Annotated in this window: 22 protein-coding genes; 5 read left to right on the top strand and 17 right to left on the bottom strand. The window is 73.3% G+C overall.

What is annotated here, in order from left to right:
* Nucleotides 1-62: 62 nt before the first annotated feature.
* The 4 genes from OG494_RS08435 to OG494_RS08420 all read right to left on the bottom strand — a co-directional run bounded on the left by OG494_RS08435 (nucleotide 63) and on the right by OG494_RS08420 (nucleotide 6,202).
* Nucleotides 63-1,508: an MFS transporter gene (locus OG494_RS08435; RefSeq protein WP_328453605.1), complete on the bottom strand. Its 1,446-nt coding sequence runs from the start codon at nucleotides 1,506-1,508 to the stop codon at nucleotides 63-65.
* Nucleotides 1,509-1,609: 101 nt separating this feature from the next.
* Nucleotides 1,610-2,560 carry a R2-like ligand-binding oxidase gene (locus OG494_RS08430; RefSeq protein ID WP_328453603.1) on the bottom strand — a complete coding sequence of 317 codons (951 nt, stop codon included), beginning with the start codon at nucleotides 2,558-2,560 and terminating at the stop codon, nucleotides 1,610-1,612.
* Entirely contained in the window at nucleotides 2,557-4,137 is a 1,581-nt protein-coding gene (locus tag OG494_RS08425) for a CocE/NonD family hydrolase (RefSeq protein ID WP_328453601.1), read from the bottom strand. Before OG494_RS08425 ends, OG494_RS08430 begins: the two co-directional genes overlap by 4 nt.
* A gap of 58 nt (nucleotides 4,138-4,195) precedes the next feature.
* On the bottom strand, nucleotides 4,196-6,202 hold the full coding sequence (locus tag OG494_RS08420; RefSeq protein WP_328453599.1) for an MMPL family transporter: 2,007 nt from the start codon (nucleotides 6,200-6,202) through the stop codon (nucleotides 4,196-4,198).
* A gap of 394 nt (nucleotides 6,203-6,596) precedes the next feature.
* Between OG494_RS08420 and OG494_RS08415 the strand changes: the two genes are divergently transcribed.
* Nucleotides 6,597-7,838, top strand: coding sequence for a helix-turn-helix domain-containing protein (locus OG494_RS08415; protein WP_328458904.1), 1,242 nt, complete (start codon nucleotides 6,597-6,599; stop codon nucleotides 7,836-7,838).
* A 196-nt stretch (nucleotides 7,839-8,034) separates the two neighbouring features.
* Here OG494_RS08415 and OG494_RS08410 read toward each other — a convergent pair whose 3' ends face one another.
* The 3 genes from OG494_RS08410 to OG494_RS08400 form a co-directional block, all read right to left on the bottom strand.
* On the bottom strand, nucleotides 8,035-8,667 hold the full coding sequence (locus OG494_RS08410; protein WP_328453597.1) for a hypothetical protein: 633 nt from the start codon (nucleotides 8,665-8,667) through the stop codon (nucleotides 8,035-8,037).
* Nucleotides 8,668-8,792: 125 nt separating this feature from the next.
* Nucleotides 8,793-9,632, bottom strand: coding sequence for an SCO6745 family protein (locus OG494_RS08405; RefSeq protein ID WP_442874470.1), 840 nt, complete (start codon nucleotides 9,630-9,632; stop codon nucleotides 8,793-8,795).
* Nucleotides 9,629-10,150: a YbhB/YbcL family Raf kinase inhibitor-like protein gene (locus OG494_RS08400; protein WP_328453595.1), complete on the bottom strand. Its 522-nt coding sequence runs from the start codon at nucleotides 10,148-10,150 to the stop codon at nucleotides 9,629-9,631. The genes OG494_RS08405 and OG494_RS08400 overlap by 4 nt, the downstream gene beginning before the upstream one ends.
* A gap of 86 nt (nucleotides 10,151-10,236) precedes the next feature.
* Here OG494_RS08400 and OG494_RS08395 point away from each other — a divergent pair, with 86 nt between their 5' ends.
* Complete coding sequence (locus tag OG494_RS08395; RefSeq protein WP_328453593.1) at nucleotides 10,237-10,920, top strand: GntR family transcriptional regulator; 684 nt, start codon at nucleotides 10,237-10,239, stop codon at nucleotides 10,918-10,920.
* Nucleotides 10,921-10,954: 34 nt separating this feature from the next.
* Nucleotides 10,955-11,704: a short-chain dehydrogenase/reductase gene (locus OG494_RS08390; protein ID WP_328453591.1), complete on the top strand. Its 750-nt coding sequence runs from the start codon at nucleotides 10,955-10,957 to the stop codon at nucleotides 11,702-11,704.
* 9 nt (nucleotides 11,705-11,713) lie between these two features.
* Here OG494_RS08390 and OG494_RS08385 read toward each other — a convergent pair whose 3' ends face one another.
* Together OG494_RS08385 and OG494_RS08380 are read right to left on the bottom strand one after the other, a co-directional pair.
* A complete protein-coding gene (locus tag OG494_RS08385; protein ID WP_328453589.1) occupies nucleotides 11,714-11,956 on the bottom strand; it encodes a hypothetical protein in 243 nt (80 codons plus the stop codon).
* Nucleotides 11,957-12,024: 68 nt separating this feature from the next.
* Nucleotides 12,025-12,630: a TetR/AcrR family transcriptional regulator gene (locus OG494_RS08380; protein ID WP_328453588.1), complete on the bottom strand. Its 606-nt coding sequence runs from the start codon at nucleotides 12,628-12,630 to the stop codon at nucleotides 12,025-12,027.
* Nucleotides 12,631-12,741: 111 nt separating this feature from the next.
* On the opposite strand from OG494_RS08380, the gene OG494_RS08375 reads away from it, so the two are divergent.
* Nucleotides 12,742-13,503: a class I SAM-dependent methyltransferase gene (locus OG494_RS08375; protein ID WP_328458902.1), complete on the top strand. Its 762-nt coding sequence runs from the start codon at nucleotides 12,742-12,744 to the stop codon at nucleotides 13,501-13,503.
* A gap of 1 nt (nucleotide 13,504) precedes the next feature.
* Here OG494_RS08375 and OG494_RS08370 read toward each other — a convergent pair whose 3' ends face one another.
* Both OG494_RS08370 and OG494_RS08365 read right to left on the bottom strand, forming a co-directional pair.
* The gene (locus tag OG494_RS08370; protein ID WP_328453587.1) at nucleotides 13,505-14,242 is read right to left on the bottom strand and encodes an ABC transporter permease; all 738 of its coding nucleotides are present in this window, start codon (nucleotides 14,240-14,242) and stop codon (nucleotides 13,505-13,507) included.
* Nucleotides 14,235-15,059, bottom strand: a complete 825-nt coding sequence (locus tag OG494_RS08365; protein WP_328453585.1) for an ABC transporter ATP-binding protein — start codon at nucleotides 15,057-15,059, stop codon at nucleotides 14,235-14,237. The genes OG494_RS08370 and OG494_RS08365 overlap by 8 nt, the downstream gene beginning before the upstream one ends.
* Nucleotides 15,060-15,122: 63 nt before the next feature.
* Between OG494_RS08365 and OG494_RS08360 the strand changes: the two genes are divergently transcribed.
* A complete protein-coding gene (locus OG494_RS08360; RefSeq protein ID WP_328458901.1) occupies nucleotides 15,123-15,746 on the top strand; it encodes a TetR/AcrR family transcriptional regulator in 624 nt (207 codons plus the stop codon).
* A 9-nt stretch (nucleotides 15,747-15,755) separates the two neighbouring features.
* Here the strand turns inward: OG494_RS08360 and OG494_RS08355 are convergent, their stop codons facing one another.
* From OG494_RS08355 to OG494_RS08330, 6 genes are all read right to left on the bottom strand, one after another.
* On the bottom strand, nucleotides 15,756-16,190 hold the full coding sequence (locus OG494_RS08355; protein ID WP_328453583.1) for a VOC family protein: 435 nt from the start codon (nucleotides 16,188-16,190) through the stop codon (nucleotides 15,756-15,758).
* Nucleotides 16,191-16,231: 41 nt separating this feature from the next.
* Nucleotides 16,232-16,918 carry a haloacid dehalogenase type II gene (locus tag OG494_RS08350; RefSeq protein ID WP_328453581.1) on the bottom strand — a complete coding sequence of 229 codons (687 nt, stop codon included), beginning with the start codon at nucleotides 16,916-16,918 and terminating at the stop codon, nucleotides 16,232-16,234.
* A 56-nt stretch (nucleotides 16,919-16,974) separates the two neighbouring features.
* On the bottom strand, nucleotides 16,975-17,922 hold the full coding sequence (locus tag OG494_RS08345) for an NAD(P)-dependent alcohol dehydrogenase (protein WP_328453579.1): 948 nt from the start codon (nucleotides 17,920-17,922) through the stop codon (nucleotides 16,975-16,977).
* A gap of 61 nt (nucleotides 17,923-17,983) precedes the next feature.
* Entirely contained in the window at nucleotides 17,984-18,364 is a 381-nt protein-coding gene (locus OG494_RS08340) for a VOC family protein (protein WP_328453577.1), read from the bottom strand.
* Complete coding sequence (locus tag OG494_RS08335; protein WP_328453575.1) at nucleotides 18,361-18,732, bottom strand: SgcJ/EcaC family oxidoreductase; 372 nt, start codon at nucleotides 18,730-18,732, stop codon at nucleotides 18,361-18,363. Before OG494_RS08335 ends, OG494_RS08340 begins: the two co-directional genes overlap by 4 nt.
* Nucleotides 18,729-19,337 (bottom strand): hypothetical protein, encoded by a 609-nt coding sequence (locus OG494_RS08330; protein WP_328453573.1) that lies wholly within the window; start codon nucleotides 19,335-19,337, stop codon nucleotides 18,729-18,731. The genes OG494_RS08335 and OG494_RS08330 overlap by 4 nt, the downstream gene beginning before the upstream one ends.
* Nucleotides 19,338-19,382: the final 45 nt, after the last annotated feature.

The raw sequence follows: 19,382 nt of genomic DNA, 5'->3' as shown, positions 1-19,382 counted from the left end.
CGCCGAAAGCGCCGATCATCACCGTCGAAGAAACTGTATTTCGACCGAACTCCGGGTGTCAATCACGCGGAATCCCGATACTCATCGGGAAACGGAGAAGCCGCGGTCGCGGTTGTCACGGTGGGAAGGATTTTCCGCGCCCGGAACAGGGTCATGGCCATTACCGCCCCGGCGAGTTCGAGACCGGCCGCGACCAGCAGCCCGGCCGTGTAGCCGCCGGCCAGCGCGGGTCCGGCCGCCACGCCCGCGTCGAGGCGGGCAGCGCGTACGGCCGTCAGCACCGCGCCGACGAGCGCGACACCGAGGGCGCTGGACAGCTCCCGGGACGCCGTGAGCAGGCCCGACGCGGTCCCGGCGTGCCGTTCGGCCACGACTTCCAGCGCGTGCGACGTCAACGGCGTGGTCAGCGCCGAGCCGGCACCGATCAGCAGCAGGCCGGGCGCGCGGGGCAGCACCTCGGGGAGGTGGTTGACCAGCGCGACGGCGAGCAGCCCGAGGGCGACGACGACAAGCCCGGCGCCGACCGTCCGGTGCGGCCCCAACCGCGTCACGGCCCAGGGCACCGCCGGTGTCGCGGCCATGATCGCGACCGCCACCAGGATCAGCGGCAGCCCGGCCTGTACCGGGCTGAGCCCGAGGGATTCCTGGTGCAGCAACGGCGTGAAGAAGAAGACACCCGACACACCCAGGCCCCACAACAGCTGCACGGCCAGCGCGCCGGCGAACACCTGCTGCCCGGTCAGCTCCGGCGTGACCAGGCGTTCGCGGGCGCCGCGCTCCCGGACGGCGAACCAGGCCAGGAAACCGAGCCCGCCCGCGGCGAGCGCCGACGGGACCACGTCACCGGTCCGCGTGTCGTCGCCGAACTCGACCAGGGCCACGGTGAGCAGCACGAGCCCGGCCGTCACGAGCGTCATCGACGCGAGCGCCGGACGGCCGCCACCGGTGCCGCGACGAGCGCCGGCCGTCACCGGCAGCAGGGCCAGCATCACCGCGACGAACGGCAGGTTGACGAAGAAGATCCAGCCCCAGCCCAGGTATTCGCTGAGCAGGCCGCCCAGTGTCGGGCCGAGCGCCAGGGCGATCGCCAGGCTCGCCGTCCAGATGGTGGCGCCGACGGCGCGCCCGCGCGCGTCCAGGTTGGTCCGGAGCAGGCTCAGCAGGCCGGGCACCAGGAACGCGGCCGCGATGCCCTGCAGCACCCGGGCGCCGACGAGCACCCAGGCCGACCCGGCCAGGCCGCCGACGGCCGCGCCGAGCCCGAACGCGAGCAGCCCCGCGGACAGCGTCAGCCGTTGACCCCAGCGGTCGACGAGCGTGCCCGCCACCAGCAGCAGGCTCGCGAACGGGAGCATGTACCCGATGCTGACCCACTGCAGGGCCGAGAGGTCCAGGGCCAGGTCGCGGGCGATGGACGGCACGCCGGCCGCGACGATGTTGTTGTCCAGGGTGGTGACGAACGCGCCGAGCGCGACCACGACCAGCGTCGGCGCCTTCCGGCCGGTCACGACCACCACCTCCAGATCTGTCGGTCTGCCGCAGCCGGTCGTGAGTGTTTAGGGCGGTTAGAACCGCCCTAAACACTCACGAGGAGCCGCGGCAGAGGGCCCTAGGCGGATTCGCTTGCCGTGTCCTCGTCGAGGAAGTCCTCCTCGAGCTGTTCCGGGCTGTAGTCCAGGTCGATGGACGCGACCGGCATCCCGCGCGCCGCTTCGATCGCGCGCAGGCGGCGCATCGCGTGGTCGGCGGCGTACTCCATGACGCCGTCCAGCCGCAGGTCGAACGGGTCGCCGTCGAGCCGGGCGGTGGTCCACTCGATCTGCGCGATGGCGTGCGGCAGCAGGGCCTGCATCTCGTCCTGCACGATCTGCCAGTTGCGGTCGTCGGCCGCGACGTGGCGGCGGCAGGTGAAGGTGCCCCAGGCCATGTGCCGGCGTTCGTCGTCGCCGATCCGGCGGATCAGCTCCTGCATGCCGGGCAGGATCCCGTGCGTGCGGCAGGCCCGGTTCCACACGAAGTACCCGGTCAGCGCGAGCACACCTTCCACGACGTGGTTGTAGACCACCGACGCGCGGATCTGGTTGGCGGGACTGGGATCCTCCCGCAACCGGCCGAGCGCGGTGGGCAGCGCGTCGTAGAAGATCGCGCGGTAGCCCGGGTTGTCCTCGACGTGCTCGTGCAGGTTGCCGGTCACGCCGACGGCGTCGAGCCAGAGCCGGAACACCTGGGTGTGCTTGGCTTCCTCGAAGCAGAACTGCGTCAGGTACATCTCGTCGGCGAACCGGCGCTCGGCGCCCATCGCGGCGAGGAACGGCTGGATGTCGTGCGTGACCGCCTCCTCGCCGCCGGCGAACTGCGCGCACAGCATGGTCGCGGCGAAACGCTGCTCGTCCGACAGCGCCGCCCAGTCGACGGCGTCCTGGGTGAAGTCCAGGTCGGCGGGGTTCCAGAACTTCGCGTTGCCCTTGGCGAACAGCCGCAACGGGAGGACGTCCCAGTTGAGCCCGCCCGCGCGCAGGGCCGTGAACTCCTCGCGGGTGCCGGGCACGGTTCCGGTCACGGCGTCACTCCGGTCTTCCGCACGGGTACGTCGAGCCAGGACGGGTCGGCCGCAGTGGAGACGAAGCCCAGCCGCCCGTCGCCGGTGTTCCAGTCGAGGAACAGCGGGTCCTTCGAGTCGACGACCAGGGCGAGGTGGTGGCCGGCGGCGAGGGTGTAGGCCGTCGGGGAGAAGTCCAGCTCGACCGGCTGCGGCCGCCCCGGCGTCGCGTGTTTCCAGCTGTAGGGCAGGTAGTCGACGAGGCTGCCGGTGCCGAGCGGGTCGACGTCGTAGACGTAGGCGACGACCGTGCCGACGGCGGCGGGCGGCACGACCGTGAGGTGCGCGCGCAACGCTCCACGCAGCTGGGTGGCGGTCTTGACCGGCGGCTGGCTCCAGACCGCGCCGCTGCCCCGGTCGACCTGCCAGAGGAACGCCGTCGGCGGGTTCCCGCTCAGCGCCTCCAGGCTGTAGGTCGCCAGCGGGACGCCGCCGTTCGCGACGGTGTCGCGGTTCGCCGCGACACTGCTGCTCCAGGCGGCGGGCGCGGCCTGCAGCGTGTCGCGGCCGAGGTAGGACCGGGACGCCGGCGCGACGACGCTCGGCCAGTCCGCGAAGTACTCCGGGCGCTGCGTCCCCGGCCGGGCGCGGGTGACGACCGGCGGTTCGGCCTCGATCGAGGTGTCGGTGCCGGCGACGTGGGCGTCGAACCAGCGGTAGACCGACGTCCAGGTGTCGCTCGGCAGGCCGAGCAGGCCGCCGGACTCGGACGCGGCGTGGTCCCCCGGCACGAACTCGGCGCGCTTCGGCCCGGTGAGCCGCTGGTAGAGGCCGGCCATCTGGCCGGGCTGGAAGACCGTCTCGCTCCAGGTCTGGATGGCCAGCACGGCCGGGTGGTTCGCGTTGATCCGGTCCACGTAGGACGACGGCGAGCGCGGCCGGGCCCAGTCGATCACCGCCTGGGAGTCGGCGTCGGAGATCGCCGGCTCCAGGAACTTGGTCAGCATCGTGTCGGTCTCGGGGCTGAGCGTGCCGTTGGCCTTGCCCGACAGGTAGAGCACCAGCCCGGCGAGGCCGTGGCGGGTGTCGTTCTGGGTCAGGGACGCGACCAGGTCGGCCCAGCCGCTCAGCGAGGCGACGGCCTTGATCCGCGCGTCGAACCCGGCCGCGATCAGGCCGATCCCGGCGCCGTAGGACACCCCGCCGACGCCGATCCGGGCCGGGTCGGCGGCCGTGTGCGCCAGGGTCCAGTCGATGACCGTGGAGACGTCGGTGATGTCGTCGGGCCCGGCGACCTCGACCGCGCCCCCGGACTCGCCGAAGCCGCGGGCGCCGTAGGAGATCACCACGTAGCCGCGGTTGGCCAGGTCGCGGGCCGGGACGATGTTCTGCGTGCGGCCGCCGCCCCAGGCGCCGATGAGCACGGCGAGGGGGTGCGGGCCGGGCGACGCCGGAGCCATCACCATGGCGCCGAGGGTGACTCCCCCGGCGGCGGGTACGTCGACGAAACTGGTAGCGAATCCTTCGGTCGTCGCGACGCCCGGGAAAACGGCGGCGGTCACGGCGATGACCATGGCGGCCGCGCCGGCGCGAATCATTTCGGCGGTCTCCTTTCACCGGGTGATTTCCGGAAACTAACAACGCGCCGGAATGGAATCAACGGTCGGTGGATGTCAGGACTTCATGATTGTCATCCGGCACCGGAATAGCGCCGGAACGGTGCTCACGCGGACGCAACCGGCGCGGGAACCACCAGTTCGCTTCACCGAGCCGGACCATCACCGCCGGGACCAGCAGGCAGCGGATCAGCACGGCGTCCAGCAGCACGGCGACGGTCAGCCCGACGCCCGCTTCGCGCACCACCCGCGCGTCCACGAAGGCGAACGAGACGAACACCAGCGCCATGATCAGCGCGGCGGCGGTGATGGTCCGCCCGGTCGACACGAGACCCTCGACGATCGCGCCACGCGTGTCCGCGCCGCGGCGCCACGCCTCCTGGATCCGCGCGATGAGGAAGACCTCGTAGTCCATCGACAGCCCGAACAGCCCGGCGAACAGGAACACCGGCAGGTACGGCTCGAGGGGCGCGCCGAACACCCAGACCACGACGCCGGTCGTCGCCGCGGCGGTGAGCAGGTTCATCACCGCCGCGGTCAGCGGGATGAGCACACTGCGGAACACCCAGGCGAGCACCAGCACCGAGATGCCCACGACGCTGAGCAGGAACAGCGGCAGCCGCCCGGTGATCGCCGCGGAGAAGTCGGCTTGGGTGGCGACGACCCCGCCGAGGTGGACGTCCGGGCCGCCGACCGTGCGGATCCACGCGAGCAGGTCGGTGGTGGCCGGGTCGTCGGGCGCGGTCCGCGGCACGACGGTCAGGACCGCGACCGGCCCCGGCAGGTAGCCGGGCGGCCCGACGTCGGCCCGGGTCAGCAGGGTTTCGCGCAAGGACTCCACCGAGGCCCGGTCGAGGCGGCCGGCCACGAGGATCGGCCCGTTCGCGCCCGGTCCGAAGCCCTCTTCGAGGAGTTCCGCGGCGACCTTCGTGACGCTGCCCGGCGGGTCCAGGTCCGCTCCCGGCACGCCGAGCCGCAGGCCCGTCATCGGCAGCGAGAGCACGGCGACGACCAGCACGGCGGCCGCGGCGTAGGGCGCCGGACGAGAGGTCACCGAGCGCGCGGCCCGCGTCCACCGCCCGCCGGCGTCCACCGGCCGGACGCGCATCCGCCGGCCGAGGAGCCGCAGCGACGCGGGGAACAGGGTCAGCGCGGCGAACATCGTCAGGAGCACGGAAACCGCCGCGGCGACGGCGATCCCGTCGAGGAACGCCAGGCCGACGGTGAACATCCCGAACAAGGACACGCAGACCGTCACCCCGGCGAAGACCACGCTCCGGCACGACGTCGCGGCCGCGGCGGCGAGCGCCTCTTCGGCGGCCAGGCCGTCCTGGATCCCTTGGCGGTAGCGGGTGAGCACGAACAGCGCGTAGTCCACGCCGACGCCGAGCCCGAGCAGCGCGGCGATCTCGGTGCTGATCTTCGGGACGGTCAGGACGTGTGACAGCAGCGCGACGACGGCGAGCGCGCAGCCCACCGACGCCGACGCCGTGAGGACCGGGAGCAGCACGCACGTCAGCGAGCGGAAGGTCAGCAGCAGCACGAGCGCGGCGGCGACCAGCCCGATCCCGGCGTTGCCGAGGCCGGGCGCGGCGGCGGTCATCGCGGCCAGCTGCCCGGACGCCCCGGCGCTCACCCCGTTCCCGTCGGCGCCGCGCACGACGTCCGCGAAGTCGTCGGCCACCGCCTGCCCCAGCGCCTCGGCTTCGGCGTCGAAGCGGACGTCGAGCACGGCGACGCCGTGCTCGGCCGACACCGGGCCGGGATCGACCGAGACGACGTGCGGCAGGCTCCGCAGCCGGCCGGCGAGCGTGTCGAGCCGGGCGCTGTCGGCGGATCGCACAACCACGCGCTCCTGGTCCCCGGACGCGCCCGCGCCGCGCAGGAGGTCCGCCGCCACCGTGCTGTCCGCCGCGGGCAGCGCGACAGTGTCGCGGTAGGCCGCCCCGGTGTGCTGCGCGGCGAACAGCAGCCCACCGAGGGCGAGCAGCCAGCAGGCCACCACCCACGGCGCCCGCCGGAAGCACCACGACACCAGCCCGACCATGCCGTCCTCCCGGTCGTGAGCAGCGGAAACAGGCTGATCACGCTAACAACGGCGGCGCGCGTGAAGATACCGCCCGGGTTCACAAATCGGTCCGCCAAACCCCGTGCGGGCGTGAGTGCCCGCCCGTTCCGGCGGCCGCGGGGACTTGTCGGACGTTGACAACTTCGCCCGGCCGGTTGTTCGCGAAGCGACAGAACGTCACCCGGGAGCAAGATCAACGGTTGCCAAATCGAACCGCGTATGAGTACATGGCGTGCGCGTCCGGTGTCGGAGCGTCAGACGCGATGTGAGCACGCGGTGGGTCGCGCGGACTTCACTGGAGAAGCCGCCGCCGTCGTGCGGCAAGGGGTGACCAGTGACGCGGACGACCGGAGACCGGGCGGTCTCGCACGACGTGGCGCACCTGGTCCCGCAGCAGCGGGACGCCGGCCAGGCACGGCGGTTGTGGTGCTCCCTGCCGACGGAGATCGCGCGGCGGTTCCGGCCGCACGCCGAGCCCGTCGCGCGGCGGATCCTCGACGAGATCCAGCGCGCCGTGCCCGAATACGCGAAGCCCCTCGAAGGCGAGTTCGGCAAGGTGATCGTGCAGGCGATCGAGTACGCGGTCGTCAGCTGCATCGACACCATCGAAGACCAGGAGACTGGCCACGACGACTGGCAGAAGCTGTTCATCGAGGTCGGCAAGCGCCTCCACCACGACGGCGGGAGCCTGAACTCGCTGCAGGCCGCCTACCGCGCAGGCGGGCGGGCCGCCTGGCGCTACGTCTCGCAGTTCGGCCAGGTCCACCGGCTCCCGGCGGCGATCCTCTGCATCGGCGCGGAAGCCATCTTCGCCTACGTGGACGAGATCTCGTCCTATTCGGTCGAGGGGTACACCCTGGCCCAGGCGCGGGCGACCGGGACGCTCGAACGCCGTCGCCGGCGGCTGCTGGACCTGCTCCTGGCCACCCCGGCCTCCTCACCGGCCACCGTCGCGACGATGGCGAAGGCCGCGAAGTGGGAGATCCCGGAGTGGGTCACGGTCATCGCGCTCGAACCGCGCGACGAGCAGCACCTCACCGCCGCGCCCCAGCTGCCCGACGACGTACTGCTCGACCTCGAAGGCAGCGAACCCTGCCTGCTGACCCCGAACCCGGACCGCGACCTGCGCGCCCTCGAAAGCCGGCTGCCGGGCTGGCGGGCGGCGGTCGGCCCCCGCGTCCGCCCACCCGAAGCCGCGACGTCCCGGCACTGGGCCCGCAACACACTGGACCTGGTCCGGCGCGGGCTCGTCGACGACCGCACGGTGACCCACTGCGGCGACCACCTGTCGACGCTCTGGCTGCTCCTGGATCCCTTCCTGCTCGACCAGCTGTCGGCGAAGGTGCTCGCGCCGTTCGCGGGCCTCACGGTCAAGCAGCAGATCAGGCTGGCCGAGACGTTGCTGAGCTGGCTGGAGCACAACGGGAACACCCCGGACATCGCCCAGGCCCTCGGCATCCACCCGCAGACGGTGCGCTACCGCGTCAGCCAGCTGACGGGCCTCTTCGGCGACCGGCTCGCCGACCCGCTCGAACGGCTGGAGATCCAGATGGCGCTGCGGGCCCACCAGCTGCTCGGCACACGTCCGCCGGAGGAATCGCCCGACGAGCAGTGACCCGCTCCTGCTCGTCCACAGTGGACAGGTTCGGACTGCGGCGGGCAACCCACGATGCCCGGCGTGGCGCGGCCACAACAGACCGCCGCCGGCTTGACGATCGCGGGGGCTAGCGCGAACGCGGCCGCAGGAGCCGCCCGACGAACAGGGACCGGCCGCCGCGTATCCACAGTGGACAGAGGCGGGCTACAGCGGGTCAGCGCGGCGGGTAACCCACAACGCCCGGCGCTGTACCGCCGCACCAGACCGCCGTCGGCTTGACGATCGCCAGGGTCAGCGTGGCCGCCGCCGGGACCACGACCAGCAGCAGGCCGAAGATCGCGCCGCCGAGGTAGACGCCGCCGACGTAGCCGACACCGACCGCGCTCAGCACGACCGACACGATGCTCGTCAGGATCGCGAGCCCGCTGCCGATGATCGTCAGCAGCCGCCCGATCGGCTTGCGCAGGAACAGGAGGATGCCGCCGGGCAGCAGTGTCCCCACCAGCAGCACGTCCTGGATCAGGAAGAGGAAGAACAGCCAGTACACCGACCCCAGGGCCGCGAGCCCCACGATGGAGCTGATCAGGCCGAACAGGGAGAACAGCCCGCCCAGCACGGCGAGCACACCCGCGGTGATCGCCGTGGCACCGTTCGGCTTCGGGGGCTGCAGCCCGTAACCCGGCGCCGGGTAGGGCGCCTGCGGGTACGGCGCCGGGTACCCGGGCTGGCCGGGGTACTGCTGCGCGGGGAAACCGCCCGAGGGTGCCGGGTAGGGCTGCTGCCCCGGGTACGGCTGCTGGCCGGGATACGGTCCCTGCGGCGGGCCGGGGTTCTGCGGGTACGTCATGGCGTTCCTCGGTCTCGATCGGCCGCCCCCCAACGGTGCGCCACCTCGCTCCGGTGGTTACGGCCGAGGTCAAGCCTCTCACGCGCGCCGCCGCCGTGGCGGATCGACCGGGAGGCTCCCGGCCGTCACCCCTTGCCGAAGGCCGCCGCGGGGAAAGCGCCCGCCCTCCGGAGTGCCGCCGTGAAGGCGCCGGCCAGTGCGGTCAGCCGGGCGGTGGCGGCCGGGCCGAGGTGGTCGTACGGCGCGGCGTCGAGGCGGTCGGTGAGCGCCTCGGCCTCGGCGCGCAAGGCCACGCCCGCCTCGGTGATCTCCCCCGCCTCGTCCAGGAGGCCGCGCTCGCGCAAGCCCTCCCGGGCGTCGGCCCACTGCTCGTCGGACCACCCGCGGGTCCGCTTGAGCAGCGCCGACGTCGCCGCGGTGCCGGTGGCGTTGTGCAGGACGATGGCCTCGAGCCCGGACAGGCCAGCCACCGCCAGCGCGGCGACGTGCCCGTCACCCCGGTGCTCGCGCAGCAGGGTCGCGGCGTGCCACAACGCCAGGTGCGGTTCCCCGGGCACGGGGAGATCGGCGTTGGCGGCGTACAGCGGCCGCGCCTCGCGGTGGCCGCCCTCGGCGGCGCGCACCGCCAACCCGGCCGCCTCGGCCAGTTCCGTCGACGTCAAGGCGTCCGGCCCGAGCAGCCGGCGCAGCATCCCGTCGACGCCGCGCAGCCTCGCGTCGAGCACCGCCTCCGGCGTGGTGACGGTCCACGCGGCGGGCAGCGACCGGGCGACGTGCTCGTGGTTGAAGTTGGCGAACGTCGCCGTGACCGCCCCCGCGCCGACCGCCCCGAGCGGAGCCGCGCGGCCCGCGAAGTAGGCCGTGGACCCGCGTTCGAGCCCGAGCTTCGCGAGTTCGTCCTCCCGCTCCGGCGCGAAGTACACGGCGGCGTGCAAGGGGCTCACCTCGGCGTGGCAGCGGCTCATTCTCCGGCCCACGGCACGAGGATCGCCCGGGCGAGCGTGTGCCCGAGGATGGCGAAGCTCAGCGCCGCCGGGGTCGACTCCGGCGTGACGCCGAGCGCGGTCACGGACGGCACGTCGAGCGCGGTGACGGCGATGTAATAGCGGTGCTTGCCAGTTCCCGGCGGCGGAGCCGCGCCGGTGTAGGCCGGCTCGCGGACGTCGTTGGCGATGGGGAAAGCGCCGTCGGGGAGGGCGGCCACGCCGGCTTCGAGGGACGTGACGTCGGCGGCGATGTCGGCCACCGCCCAGTGCCAGAAGCCGGACGGTGTCGGGGCGTCCGGGTCGTACATCGTGACGACGAAGCTGCGCGTGGCGTCGGGGAAGCCGCTCCACGACAGCTGCGGGGAACGGTCTTCGGCGCCGGCGACACCGCTCATCGCGGCGAACTGCGCGACGGGCAGCGGTGCCCCGTCGGCGACGTCCGCGCTCGTGACGGCGAACTCGCGGACGGCGGGCAGGGAGTCGTACGGGCTGGTCATCAGGTTCTCCTTCTCGGTCTCACTTTCAACAGTCAATCATACTTTTAAAAGTATGCCCAGCTGTCGAATGTTGTAAGCTCCGTCTCATGGCAAGGGGAACCGGGCAGCAGACCCGCAGCGAGGCGGTGCACGACCGCATCCGGGCCGACATCCTGGGCGGCCGGCTGCGCCCCGGCGAGCGGCTGAAGTTCCCCGAGCTCAGCGAGCGCTACGGGGTGAGCACGGGCGCCGTGCGCGAAGCGCTGCTCAAGCTGGTCGCCAAGAACCTGGTCAGTTCCGAGGCCCACCACGGTTTCCAGGTCACCGACCTGACCGAACGCGGGCTGGCCGACTTGACCGACACCCGCACCGAGATCGAATCTCTCGCCCTGCGCCGCGCCATCGGCGAAGGCGACCTCGCGTGGCAGGGCCAGGTGCTGGCCGCGCATCACACGTTCGAGCAGACCCCGCTCGCCGGCGAAGACGGCGACGAGCCCGGTGAGGCGTGGCTGATCGCCCACGCCGACTTCCACACCGCGCTCCTGGCCGGTTGCGCCAACCCCCGGCTGCGCGACCTGGCCGCGTCCCTGCGGGAAGAGGCCGAGCTGTACCGGCGCTGGCTCCGCCCGACGCCGGGCGCGCACGACCCGGCCGATCCGGCGGGCCACGACGAACACCGGGAGCTGCTCGACGCGGTCATGACCCGCGACAGCGAACGGGCCGACGCCGCCCTGCGCCGGCTGATCGGCTTCACGGCGGAGATGGTCCTGGATACCGAACCACCCGCCTGACCGGACTTTCCCGCAGCGACACGGAGGACGGCAGATGGACCTGGATCTTCACGGCCGGCGCGCCCTGGTGACCGGCGCGTCGAAGGGCATCGGGGCGGCGATCGCCGAGGTGCTGGCCGCCGAGGGCTGTCACCTGCACCTGGCGGCCCGGAGCGCGGACGCGCTGGAGACCCGCGCCCGGGAACTGCGGGAAGCGCACGGGGTCGAGGTCACGGTGCACGTCGTGGACCTGCGCGTCGCCGCCGACCTCGAGCGGCTCGCCGCGGCCACGACGGACGCCGGCATCCTGGTGAACAACGCGGGCGACATCCCGGCCGGCTCCCTCGACCAGATCGGCCCCGACCGGTGGCGGCACGCCTGGGACCTCAAGGTCTTCGGGTACGTCGACCTCACCCGGCTCGTGTACGCGCGGCTGCGCGAGGCCGGCCACGGCGTGATCGTCAACGTGATCGGCACCGGTGGGGAGCGTCCGACGGCCGGCTACATCGCGGGCGGCGCGGGCAACGCGGCGCTGATGGCCTTCACGAGGGCGCTGGGCGGCGTCGGCCCGCGCGACGGCGTCCGCGTCGTCGGCGTGAACCCGGGCCCGGTCGCCACCGAGCGGATCACGGCGATGCGCGCGGCCAACGCGGACGTCGACGCGAGCTTCGCCGCGCTGCCCTCGGGCCGGGTCGCCGAGCCGCGGGAGGTCGCGGACCTGGTGGCGTTCCTGGCCTCCGACCGCGCCGGCTACATCAGCGGCACGATCGTCACCATCGACGGCGGCCGCTCGGCGGCCGGCTGACCCCGATCGTCACTCCGCCTGCCGCATCACCGCCGGCACCGGCGCCCCTTGGAGGTTCACGGCCACCGATCCCAGCGCCGCCACCGACGACGACGTACCGGCTTTGTCGGCACCGCAGGACATCCGGGACCACGTCGTGCCGCTGCCGGCGCGCCTGCGCGCCCCGCACCGGCGGTCCCGGTTCCGGATCACCAGCCGGCACGTGCCCACCTTGCGGGCCGGCCGCGTGTTCCCGGCGGCGACGCTGCGCACGTGCGCAGCCCCGCGGGCGGGCAGGGGATGAACACCGGGGCGGTTCCTGCGCGCGAGCAGTCCGCTGCCTACAACAGGCGCCGCTGCAGGACGTCCGCGATGACCGTCGCCACCAGCTGGTCGACCTCCGCCGGGGACGGCGCGTCACCGGGACGGCGGCCCGCGAACAGCAGGTGGCCCGCCCCGATCAGCGACAGGGCGACGTTCTCGGCGTCGGCGTCGGCGGCGATGCGGCCCAGCGACCGTTCTTCCGCGAGGTAGGTCGCGAGCATCCCCCGGGCCTCGGCGAGCACCGGGATGCCGTGGGCCGGGCCGGCGCGTCGGAGCCGGGTGCGGACCTCGTCGCGGAAGAAGACGAGGCTGACCATCGCCACCGCGATCGGATCGAGCAGTTCCGTCAGCGCGGTGGCGAGGTGGCCCGCGACCGAGCCCGTGCCGGCCGCGGCGCGCAGGGCCGCCGCCTGCTCGTCGACGCGGGTGATGCGTTCCTGGACGAGCTCGGCCAGGAACTCGTCGAAGTCGGCGAAGTGCCGGTGCAGCACGCCCTTCGCGCAATCGGCCTCCGTGGTGACCGAGCGGCTGGTCAGCGCGCTCGGGCCGTCCCGGAGCAGGACGCGCTCGGCGGCGTCGAACAGCTGCCGCCGCGCGTCGCGGATGTGCACTCCGGTCGGCACCCGGTTTCCTCCTTGCCCGCGTGGGCAAGTGCCCACTATGGTGGGCGCATGCCCACTTCCCCTTCGGAACAGCACTATTCTGCCGGAACGGCACCCCATCAGGCCCGGCGGATCGCGGAGTCGTTCGGGGTCGATCCCGCACGCTACGACCGGGCCCGGCCGCCCTACCCCGGCGCGCTGGTGGCGCGGATCCTCGCCGCGAGTCCCGGGCGGGACGTCCTCGACGTGGGCTGCGGAACCGGCATCGAAGCCCGGCAGTTCCAGGCGGCCGGCTGCCGCGTGCTCGGCGTCGACCCGGACGCGCGGATGGCCGGGTTCGCCCGCGAGACCGGCGTCGACGTCGAGGTCTCGACGTTCGAAGCGTGGGACCCCGCCGGCCGGACGTTCGACGCCGTCGTCGCCGGCCAGGCGTGGCACTGGGTGGACCCGGTCGCCGGTCCCGCGAAGGCCGCCGAGGTCCTGCGGCCGGGCGGCCTGCTGGCCGTGTTCGGGCACGTGTACGACATGCCGCCCGGCGTCGCGGAGGCCTATGCGACAGCGCTGAAGCGCGTCGTCCCCGACTCCCCCATGGCCGTCGCGGGCAACGACCGGACCGCGCTGGACATCTACCGGACGATGTTCGCCGCGGCGGCCGACGGGATGCGCCAGGCGGAGGGACTCGCCGAGCCCGCACAGTGGCAGTTCGGCTGGGAGCACTCGTACACGCGCGACGAATGGCTCGAACTGCTGCCCACCACCGGCGCGCTGACCCGGCTCCCGGCCGACAAGCTGGCGGAAGTACTGGCCGACGTCGGCGCGGCCGTCGACGAGATCGGCGGCCGGTTCACCATGCCGTACACGACGTTGGCGGCCGTCGCCGCGCGCGCCGGCTGAGTCACCCCCGCAGCCGGCTCAGGCCGCGCTCCAGCCGCACCACGGCGACGCCCCCGGCGACGACGGCGAGCCCGCCGAGGACCGCGGCCGCGCGGAAGACGTCGCCGGCCTGCCCTTCGACGGCGCCGCGCAGCATCGTCATCGCCCAGTAGCCGGGCGAAATCGGCGCGATCGTGTGCGCCCAGGCCGGCAGCATCGCGGCGGGGATCAACGCGCCGCCGAGCGCGGAGACGGCCAGTGAGCCGACGTCGCAGACCGCCGACAGCTCGCCGTGGCTGCGCACGAGCGTCGCCGCCGCGGTGCCGACCGCCAGCAGCGTCAGGCTCCAGACGAGCACCGCGAACCCGAGCAGCACCGGGGACGCGGGCGCGGGCATGCCCACGACGTAGTGCCCGAACACCAGCAGCACGGCCTGCTGCAGCACCAGGACGGCGAACACCGGGATCGCCTTGCCCACCAGCAGTTCCCCCGCCGTGACCGGGGTGGCGCGCAGCCGGTCCCACGTGTTCCAGGTCCGTTCCGACAGCATCGCGGTGCCCACGATGGACAGTGCGAGCACGGTGAACATCACCAGCAGGCCGAGCACGGCCTGGGCCGGGCCGTCGGCGACCGAGGCGGCGAAGAGCGGCTTGAACACCAGCATCAGCACCATCGGCATCACCGCGTAGCTGATCAGGTGGCCGGGGTCGCGCAGCCGCAGCACCGCGTTGTGGCGCACCAGCACCGAGAACCTACTCATGCGCCACCGCCCGGTAGAGGTCGTCGAGGGTCGGCCGGCGCAGTTCGACGTCGCGGACGTGCGCGGACGTCGTCGCCAGCACGCCCGCCAGTTCCGCCCCGGGATCGGCGGCGGGGACCCGGATCTCGCCGTCGTCGGTGCTGAGCAGGATCTCGCCGGGCAGCCCGCCGAGCAGGTCCGCCGCGGTGCCGCGGGCGATCACCCGGCCGCCCTTGGCGACGGCGAGAGTCGCGCCCAGTTCGGTGAGCTCGGGCAGGTAGTGGGTGGTGTAGACGACCGCCGCACCCTCGGCGGCCGCGGCCCGGACGGCGGTGAGCAGCGCCGCCCGGGTCTGCGGGTCGACGCCCGCGGTGGGTTCGTCGAGCAGCAGCAGGCGGGGCCGGTGCAGCATCGCCGTCGCCGCTTGCGTCCGCCGTTGCTGGCCGCCGGAAAGGACGCCGACCCGCCGGTGCAGGAACGCCGTGAGCAGCAGCGCGCCGGCGATCCGGTCGATCGCCTCGGCCAGGGCGCGGCGGCGCAGGCCGGCCAGGCCGCCGAAGAGCCGGAGCGTCTCGGCGACGGTGGCGCTCGGGTACAGCGCCGGTTCCTGCGGTGCGAAGCCGAGCAGGGCCCGGGCCGCTTTCGGCGCCCGGCCGCCGATCCGCACCTCGCCGGCGTCCGGCGCGGCCAGGCCGGCCACCAGCCGGGCGAACGTCGACTTGCCCGCGCCGTTGTGGCCGACCAGGCCGACCACTTCCCCGGGCTCGGCGCGCAGCGTGAACCCCGACAACGCGCGGGTCGCGCCGTAGTGCTTCACCAGATCGGTGACTTCGAGCATCCTCCACCTCCAGTCTACGGTGTAGACCATGAATCTACACCGTAGACTGACCGGGTGCGCAAGATGAAGACCGGCCGGCGCGACGAGATCGTCGACGCGGCGATGGCCTTGGCCGGGGAGAAGGGGCTCGACGCGGTGTCCATGCGGGCCGTCGCCGGCCGGCTCGACCTCACCCCGATGGCCCTCTACGGCTACTTCCGCGGCAAGGACGACCTGCTCGACGCGATCGTCGGCCGCCTGCTCGGCCTCCTCCCGGAGCCCGATCCGGCGGCGCCGCCGCTCGACCGGCTGGGGCAGCTCGCCGGTGGCGTGCGGGTCCTCGCGAAGAAACACCCCGCGGTGGTGAACCTGCTCTTCACCCGGCCGTCGGTCACCGAAGACGCCGTCGTCGCCGTCGACCGGATCTACCAGGCCCTGCTGGACGCGGGGGTCCCCGACGCCCACGTCGCCCGCCTCGAGCGGCTGCTGAGCACGTTCGTGCTCGGGTTCGTCATCTCCGAGACCCAGGGCCGGTTTTCCGACGGCAACCGGGACATGCGCTCACGCCGCGCCCTGCTCGGGCCGGACGAGCTGCCCGCCCACCACCGCCTCGGTCCCCTGCTCGACCCCCAGGTCGACTGGGACGCCGAGTTCGACGCCGACCTCGCCGACCTCGTCGCGGTGATCGAACGGACCGCCGCTGTCTGACGTCCGGCCTCAGTCGAGGCAGAACTCGTGGCCCTCGACGTCCTGCATCGTGATGCAGGATTCGTTGAAGCCGTCGGCGTACAGCGTGCGCTCGTGGACCGCGCCGAGCGCGACCAGCCGGGCGCACTCGGCCTCGAGGGCGGCGAGGCGCTCGTCACCCACGAGCCCGGTGCCGACCCGGACGTCGAGGTGCACCCGGTTCTTGACGACCTTGCCTTCGGGCACACGCTGGAAGAACAGCCGCGGGCCCGCACCCGTGGGATCGACGCAGGCGAAGGCCGACCCCTGACGCTCGGGCGCCAGCGAGCTGTCGAAGTCGTCCCAGCTTTCGAACCCCGCCGGCGGCGGCGGGACGACGTACCCCAGCACCTCGCACCAGAACCGGGCGACGCGCTCGGGATCCGCGCAGTCGAAGGTGATCTGGACCTGCCTGACCGAACTCATCGGCCCACCCTAGCCGGATCGGCATGTCGACACCGCCCGGTTTACCGGACCGGCACGCCCAGCCGGTCGGCCAGCTCGGCGAGCCCCGTCGCGTGCAAGTCGAACCGATCCGACGACGCGGGCGGGTCTCCGACGGGCCGGGCGACGTAGGCCGTCCGCAGGCCGGCTCCCCGCGCCCCACGCAAGTCCCAGGCGTGCGCCGCGACCATCAGCAGCCGCTCCGGCGGGCCCCCGGACACCGCGACCGCGAGTTCGTACACGGCCGGGTCCGGCTTGTAGGCCCGCGCATCCTCGGCGGAAAGCGCCTGGTGCCACCGCAATCCCGCGTGGGCGTTGAGTCGCAGCAACGCTGTCCGGCCGGCGTTGGAGAGCCCGATCAGCGGGAACCGTCCGGCGAGCCGGGCCAGACCGGCCACCGCGTCGGGCCACGGCGGGAGCCGCCAGGCCGACGACGCGAGCGCGGCCGGGTCGGCGATGCCGGCCGCGTCGGCGACGACCTGGGCGGCTTCCCGGTCGAGGACGTCACTGGCGACGTAGGGCCGGTCGCCGCCGGCGATGCGCCGCTGCTCGGCCTCGATGTGGTCCTGCCACCGCCGCACCAGGTCGTCGACGACCGGATCGGCAAGAGCGGGAGCGCGCTCGCGGATGCCGGCGCGGATCCCGGCGGGTTCGTCGACGAGGGTGCCGAGCACGTCGAACACCACGGCGTCGATCTCCAGAACCGGCATGCGCGACGTCCTCCCCCGTCCGGCGGGCACGACCCGGACTCAGCAGCGGCCCCGGCTCAGGACAGGTCGATCACGATCTTGCCGCGCACCCCGCCCCGTTCCAGCGCACCGTGCGCGGCGGCCACCTCGGCCAGCGGGAACACCCGGTCGACCTGCGGGCGGATCGCCCCCGCGGTGACCCAGCGGCCGAGTTCGGCGAGCAGCGGCGCGGTCGGGTCGCTGGGGAAGAAGCGGACCCAGCGACGCCGGCGCAGCGCGTTCGCCCCGATGTAGGCCAGCGAGCGGGCCGGCCGGCCGAGGTCGAGCGCGATCGTGACCAGCCGTCCCCGCGGTGTGAGCAGCCGGCGGAAGGCGGGCAGGCCGGTGCCGACCGTGTCGAAGACGACGTCGAAGCGGCCCAGGTCGCCGGGCGCGCGGTAGTCGATCGCTTCGTCGGCGCCGAGCTCCTTCGCCAGGTCCAGATTGGCCGCGCTCGCCAGCCCGGTGACGTGCGCGCCCATCGCCTTCCCGAGCTGGACGGCGACGTAGCCGACGCCGCCGGTCGCGCCGCGGATCAGGAGCCGTTCGCCGGGCGCGAGCGCGGCCAGGTCGCGCAACGCCGTGATCGCGGCGGCCCCGACGAGCAGCGACGCGGCCTGCACCACGTCGAGTCCCGCGGGCAGGTGGTCCAGCTGGCCGGGCGGCAGGGTGACGTACTCCGCGGCCGACCCCAGCCGCCGGCCCAGCATGCCCCAGACCCGGTCGCCCGCCGCGAACCGCGTGGTCCCGGGATCGACGACCTCGCCGGCCAGGTCGACCCCGACCCCCTTGGGGAACTTCCGGCTCCGCAACGAGCCCAGTTTCCCGGCCCGCAGGGCGAGTTCGCCGCCGTCGACCGACACCGCCCGCACCCGGACCAGGACCTCGCCGGGACGCGGCCGCGGCACGGGGGCGGTCGTCACGGAGAGGACGTCGGGCGGGCCGTAGCGGTCGTAGGTCGCGAGCCGCATCGAAGTGGATAGCATGTTCCACTTCTAACACGGGATCCGGCCGGGCCCCGGGAAGTGAGAAGAAGCGCCGGTGCGATCACCCCGCTTCGACGCCGGGCGGCAGGAAACCGTGCTCGGACAGGTCGAACCAGTTCCCTTCCGGGTCGATCGCGCGGTACTCGGCGAACGGGCGGTCACCGCCGCGCGGGACGGGCCGCGGCACGCCGGCCCCGGCGAGGCGGTCGGCGACCGGCGGGATGTCGGAGACCTGGAAGCCGAAGTGGTTGAAGCCGGTCGCGACGTCGCCGTCCAGCCGCTGCTGGATAAGCGCCAGGTTGAGGTACCCGTCGGTGACGAAGTGGCTGCCGTCGGGGTCGGTGTGGAACAGGTCCATGCCGAACTGCTCGCAGTAGAACGCGGCCATCCGCTGGGCGTCCTGGACGACGAACGCGAGGTGCCGCAGCCGGGGGCGGGTCATTGTGGGGGTCCTTTCGGGATCATGTTGTGGAAGGCGGTGATTTCGGGAGAGCCGGTGTGCCGGACCACGGCTTGGGCGTGCGTCACGACGCCGGCCGGCGCGATCTCCGACGTCACGTGCACCAGGGAAAGGCCGGGCGCGAGCCGGCGGATCAACGTCACCGACGCCGACAACGTCGTCCCGCGATAGGCCGTGGCGAAGAGGTGCGCGTGGCCCGATTCCACGGCGTCCCGGCCGGAAAGGGCTTCCCCGCGGACGTTCACGAAGTCGACGTCGGCGGCGAAGACCGAGGCGAACCGCGCCGCGTCACCCCGCGCCCACCCGGCGGTCATCGTGTCCCACAACGCGCGGATTCCCTCGTCCGTCACGCGGGCACCCCCGCCGAGGCGAGCACGCGCAGCGAAACCGGTGCGCACTCGCCGTCCCACGCGGCCAGCGAGTAGTAGAACCCGCCGTGCTGGTTTTCCAGGTAGCAGACGACGTTCAGCGGCCAGCCCGCGCCGCGGAAGACGTACTTGTCCATCGGGGTCGGCCGGTCGCTCAGGGGCCGGTCGCGTTCGCACTCCGGGCCGAGCCGGTGCCAGTCCGGGTGCAGGTGGATGGAGCCGAGGATGTCGAGGCCGCGGTCGTCGCCGTCGCGGGAGATGCGGAGCAGGTCGGCCGGCGCGACCCACCACGCGCGGACGGCGTTCTCGTACGCCGAGCCGAACCGCGGGACGATCGTGGCCGCAAACTCCGCGCGGGCGCTGGGATCGGTGGTGCGGGCGTTGCGGGCGAAGGCGATGTCCGACACCAGCAGCGCGTCTTCGGCGACCGTGCCCAGCAGCACGCCGAAGCAGGGTCTCGGCGTGTCGGGCGTGATGCAGGCGTACTCGGCGGCCGCGGCGTCGAGGAAGCGCCGCACGACGTCGTCGGAGACCAGGGCGGGGAGCGCCGTCTTTCCGCTCAGCGGAACACAAGCCAGTGCTGTCACGCGGAGGAACGTAACCGGGCCGCGGCGGGCGCGGCCATGATCGTC

Source organism: Amycolatopsis sp. NBC_00438 (assembly GCF_036026695.1).
GTDB lineage: Bacteria > Actinomycetota > Actinomycetes > Mycobacteriales > Pseudonocardiaceae > Amycolatopsis.
This window is presented reverse-complemented; position numbering and strand designations above follow the sequence as displayed.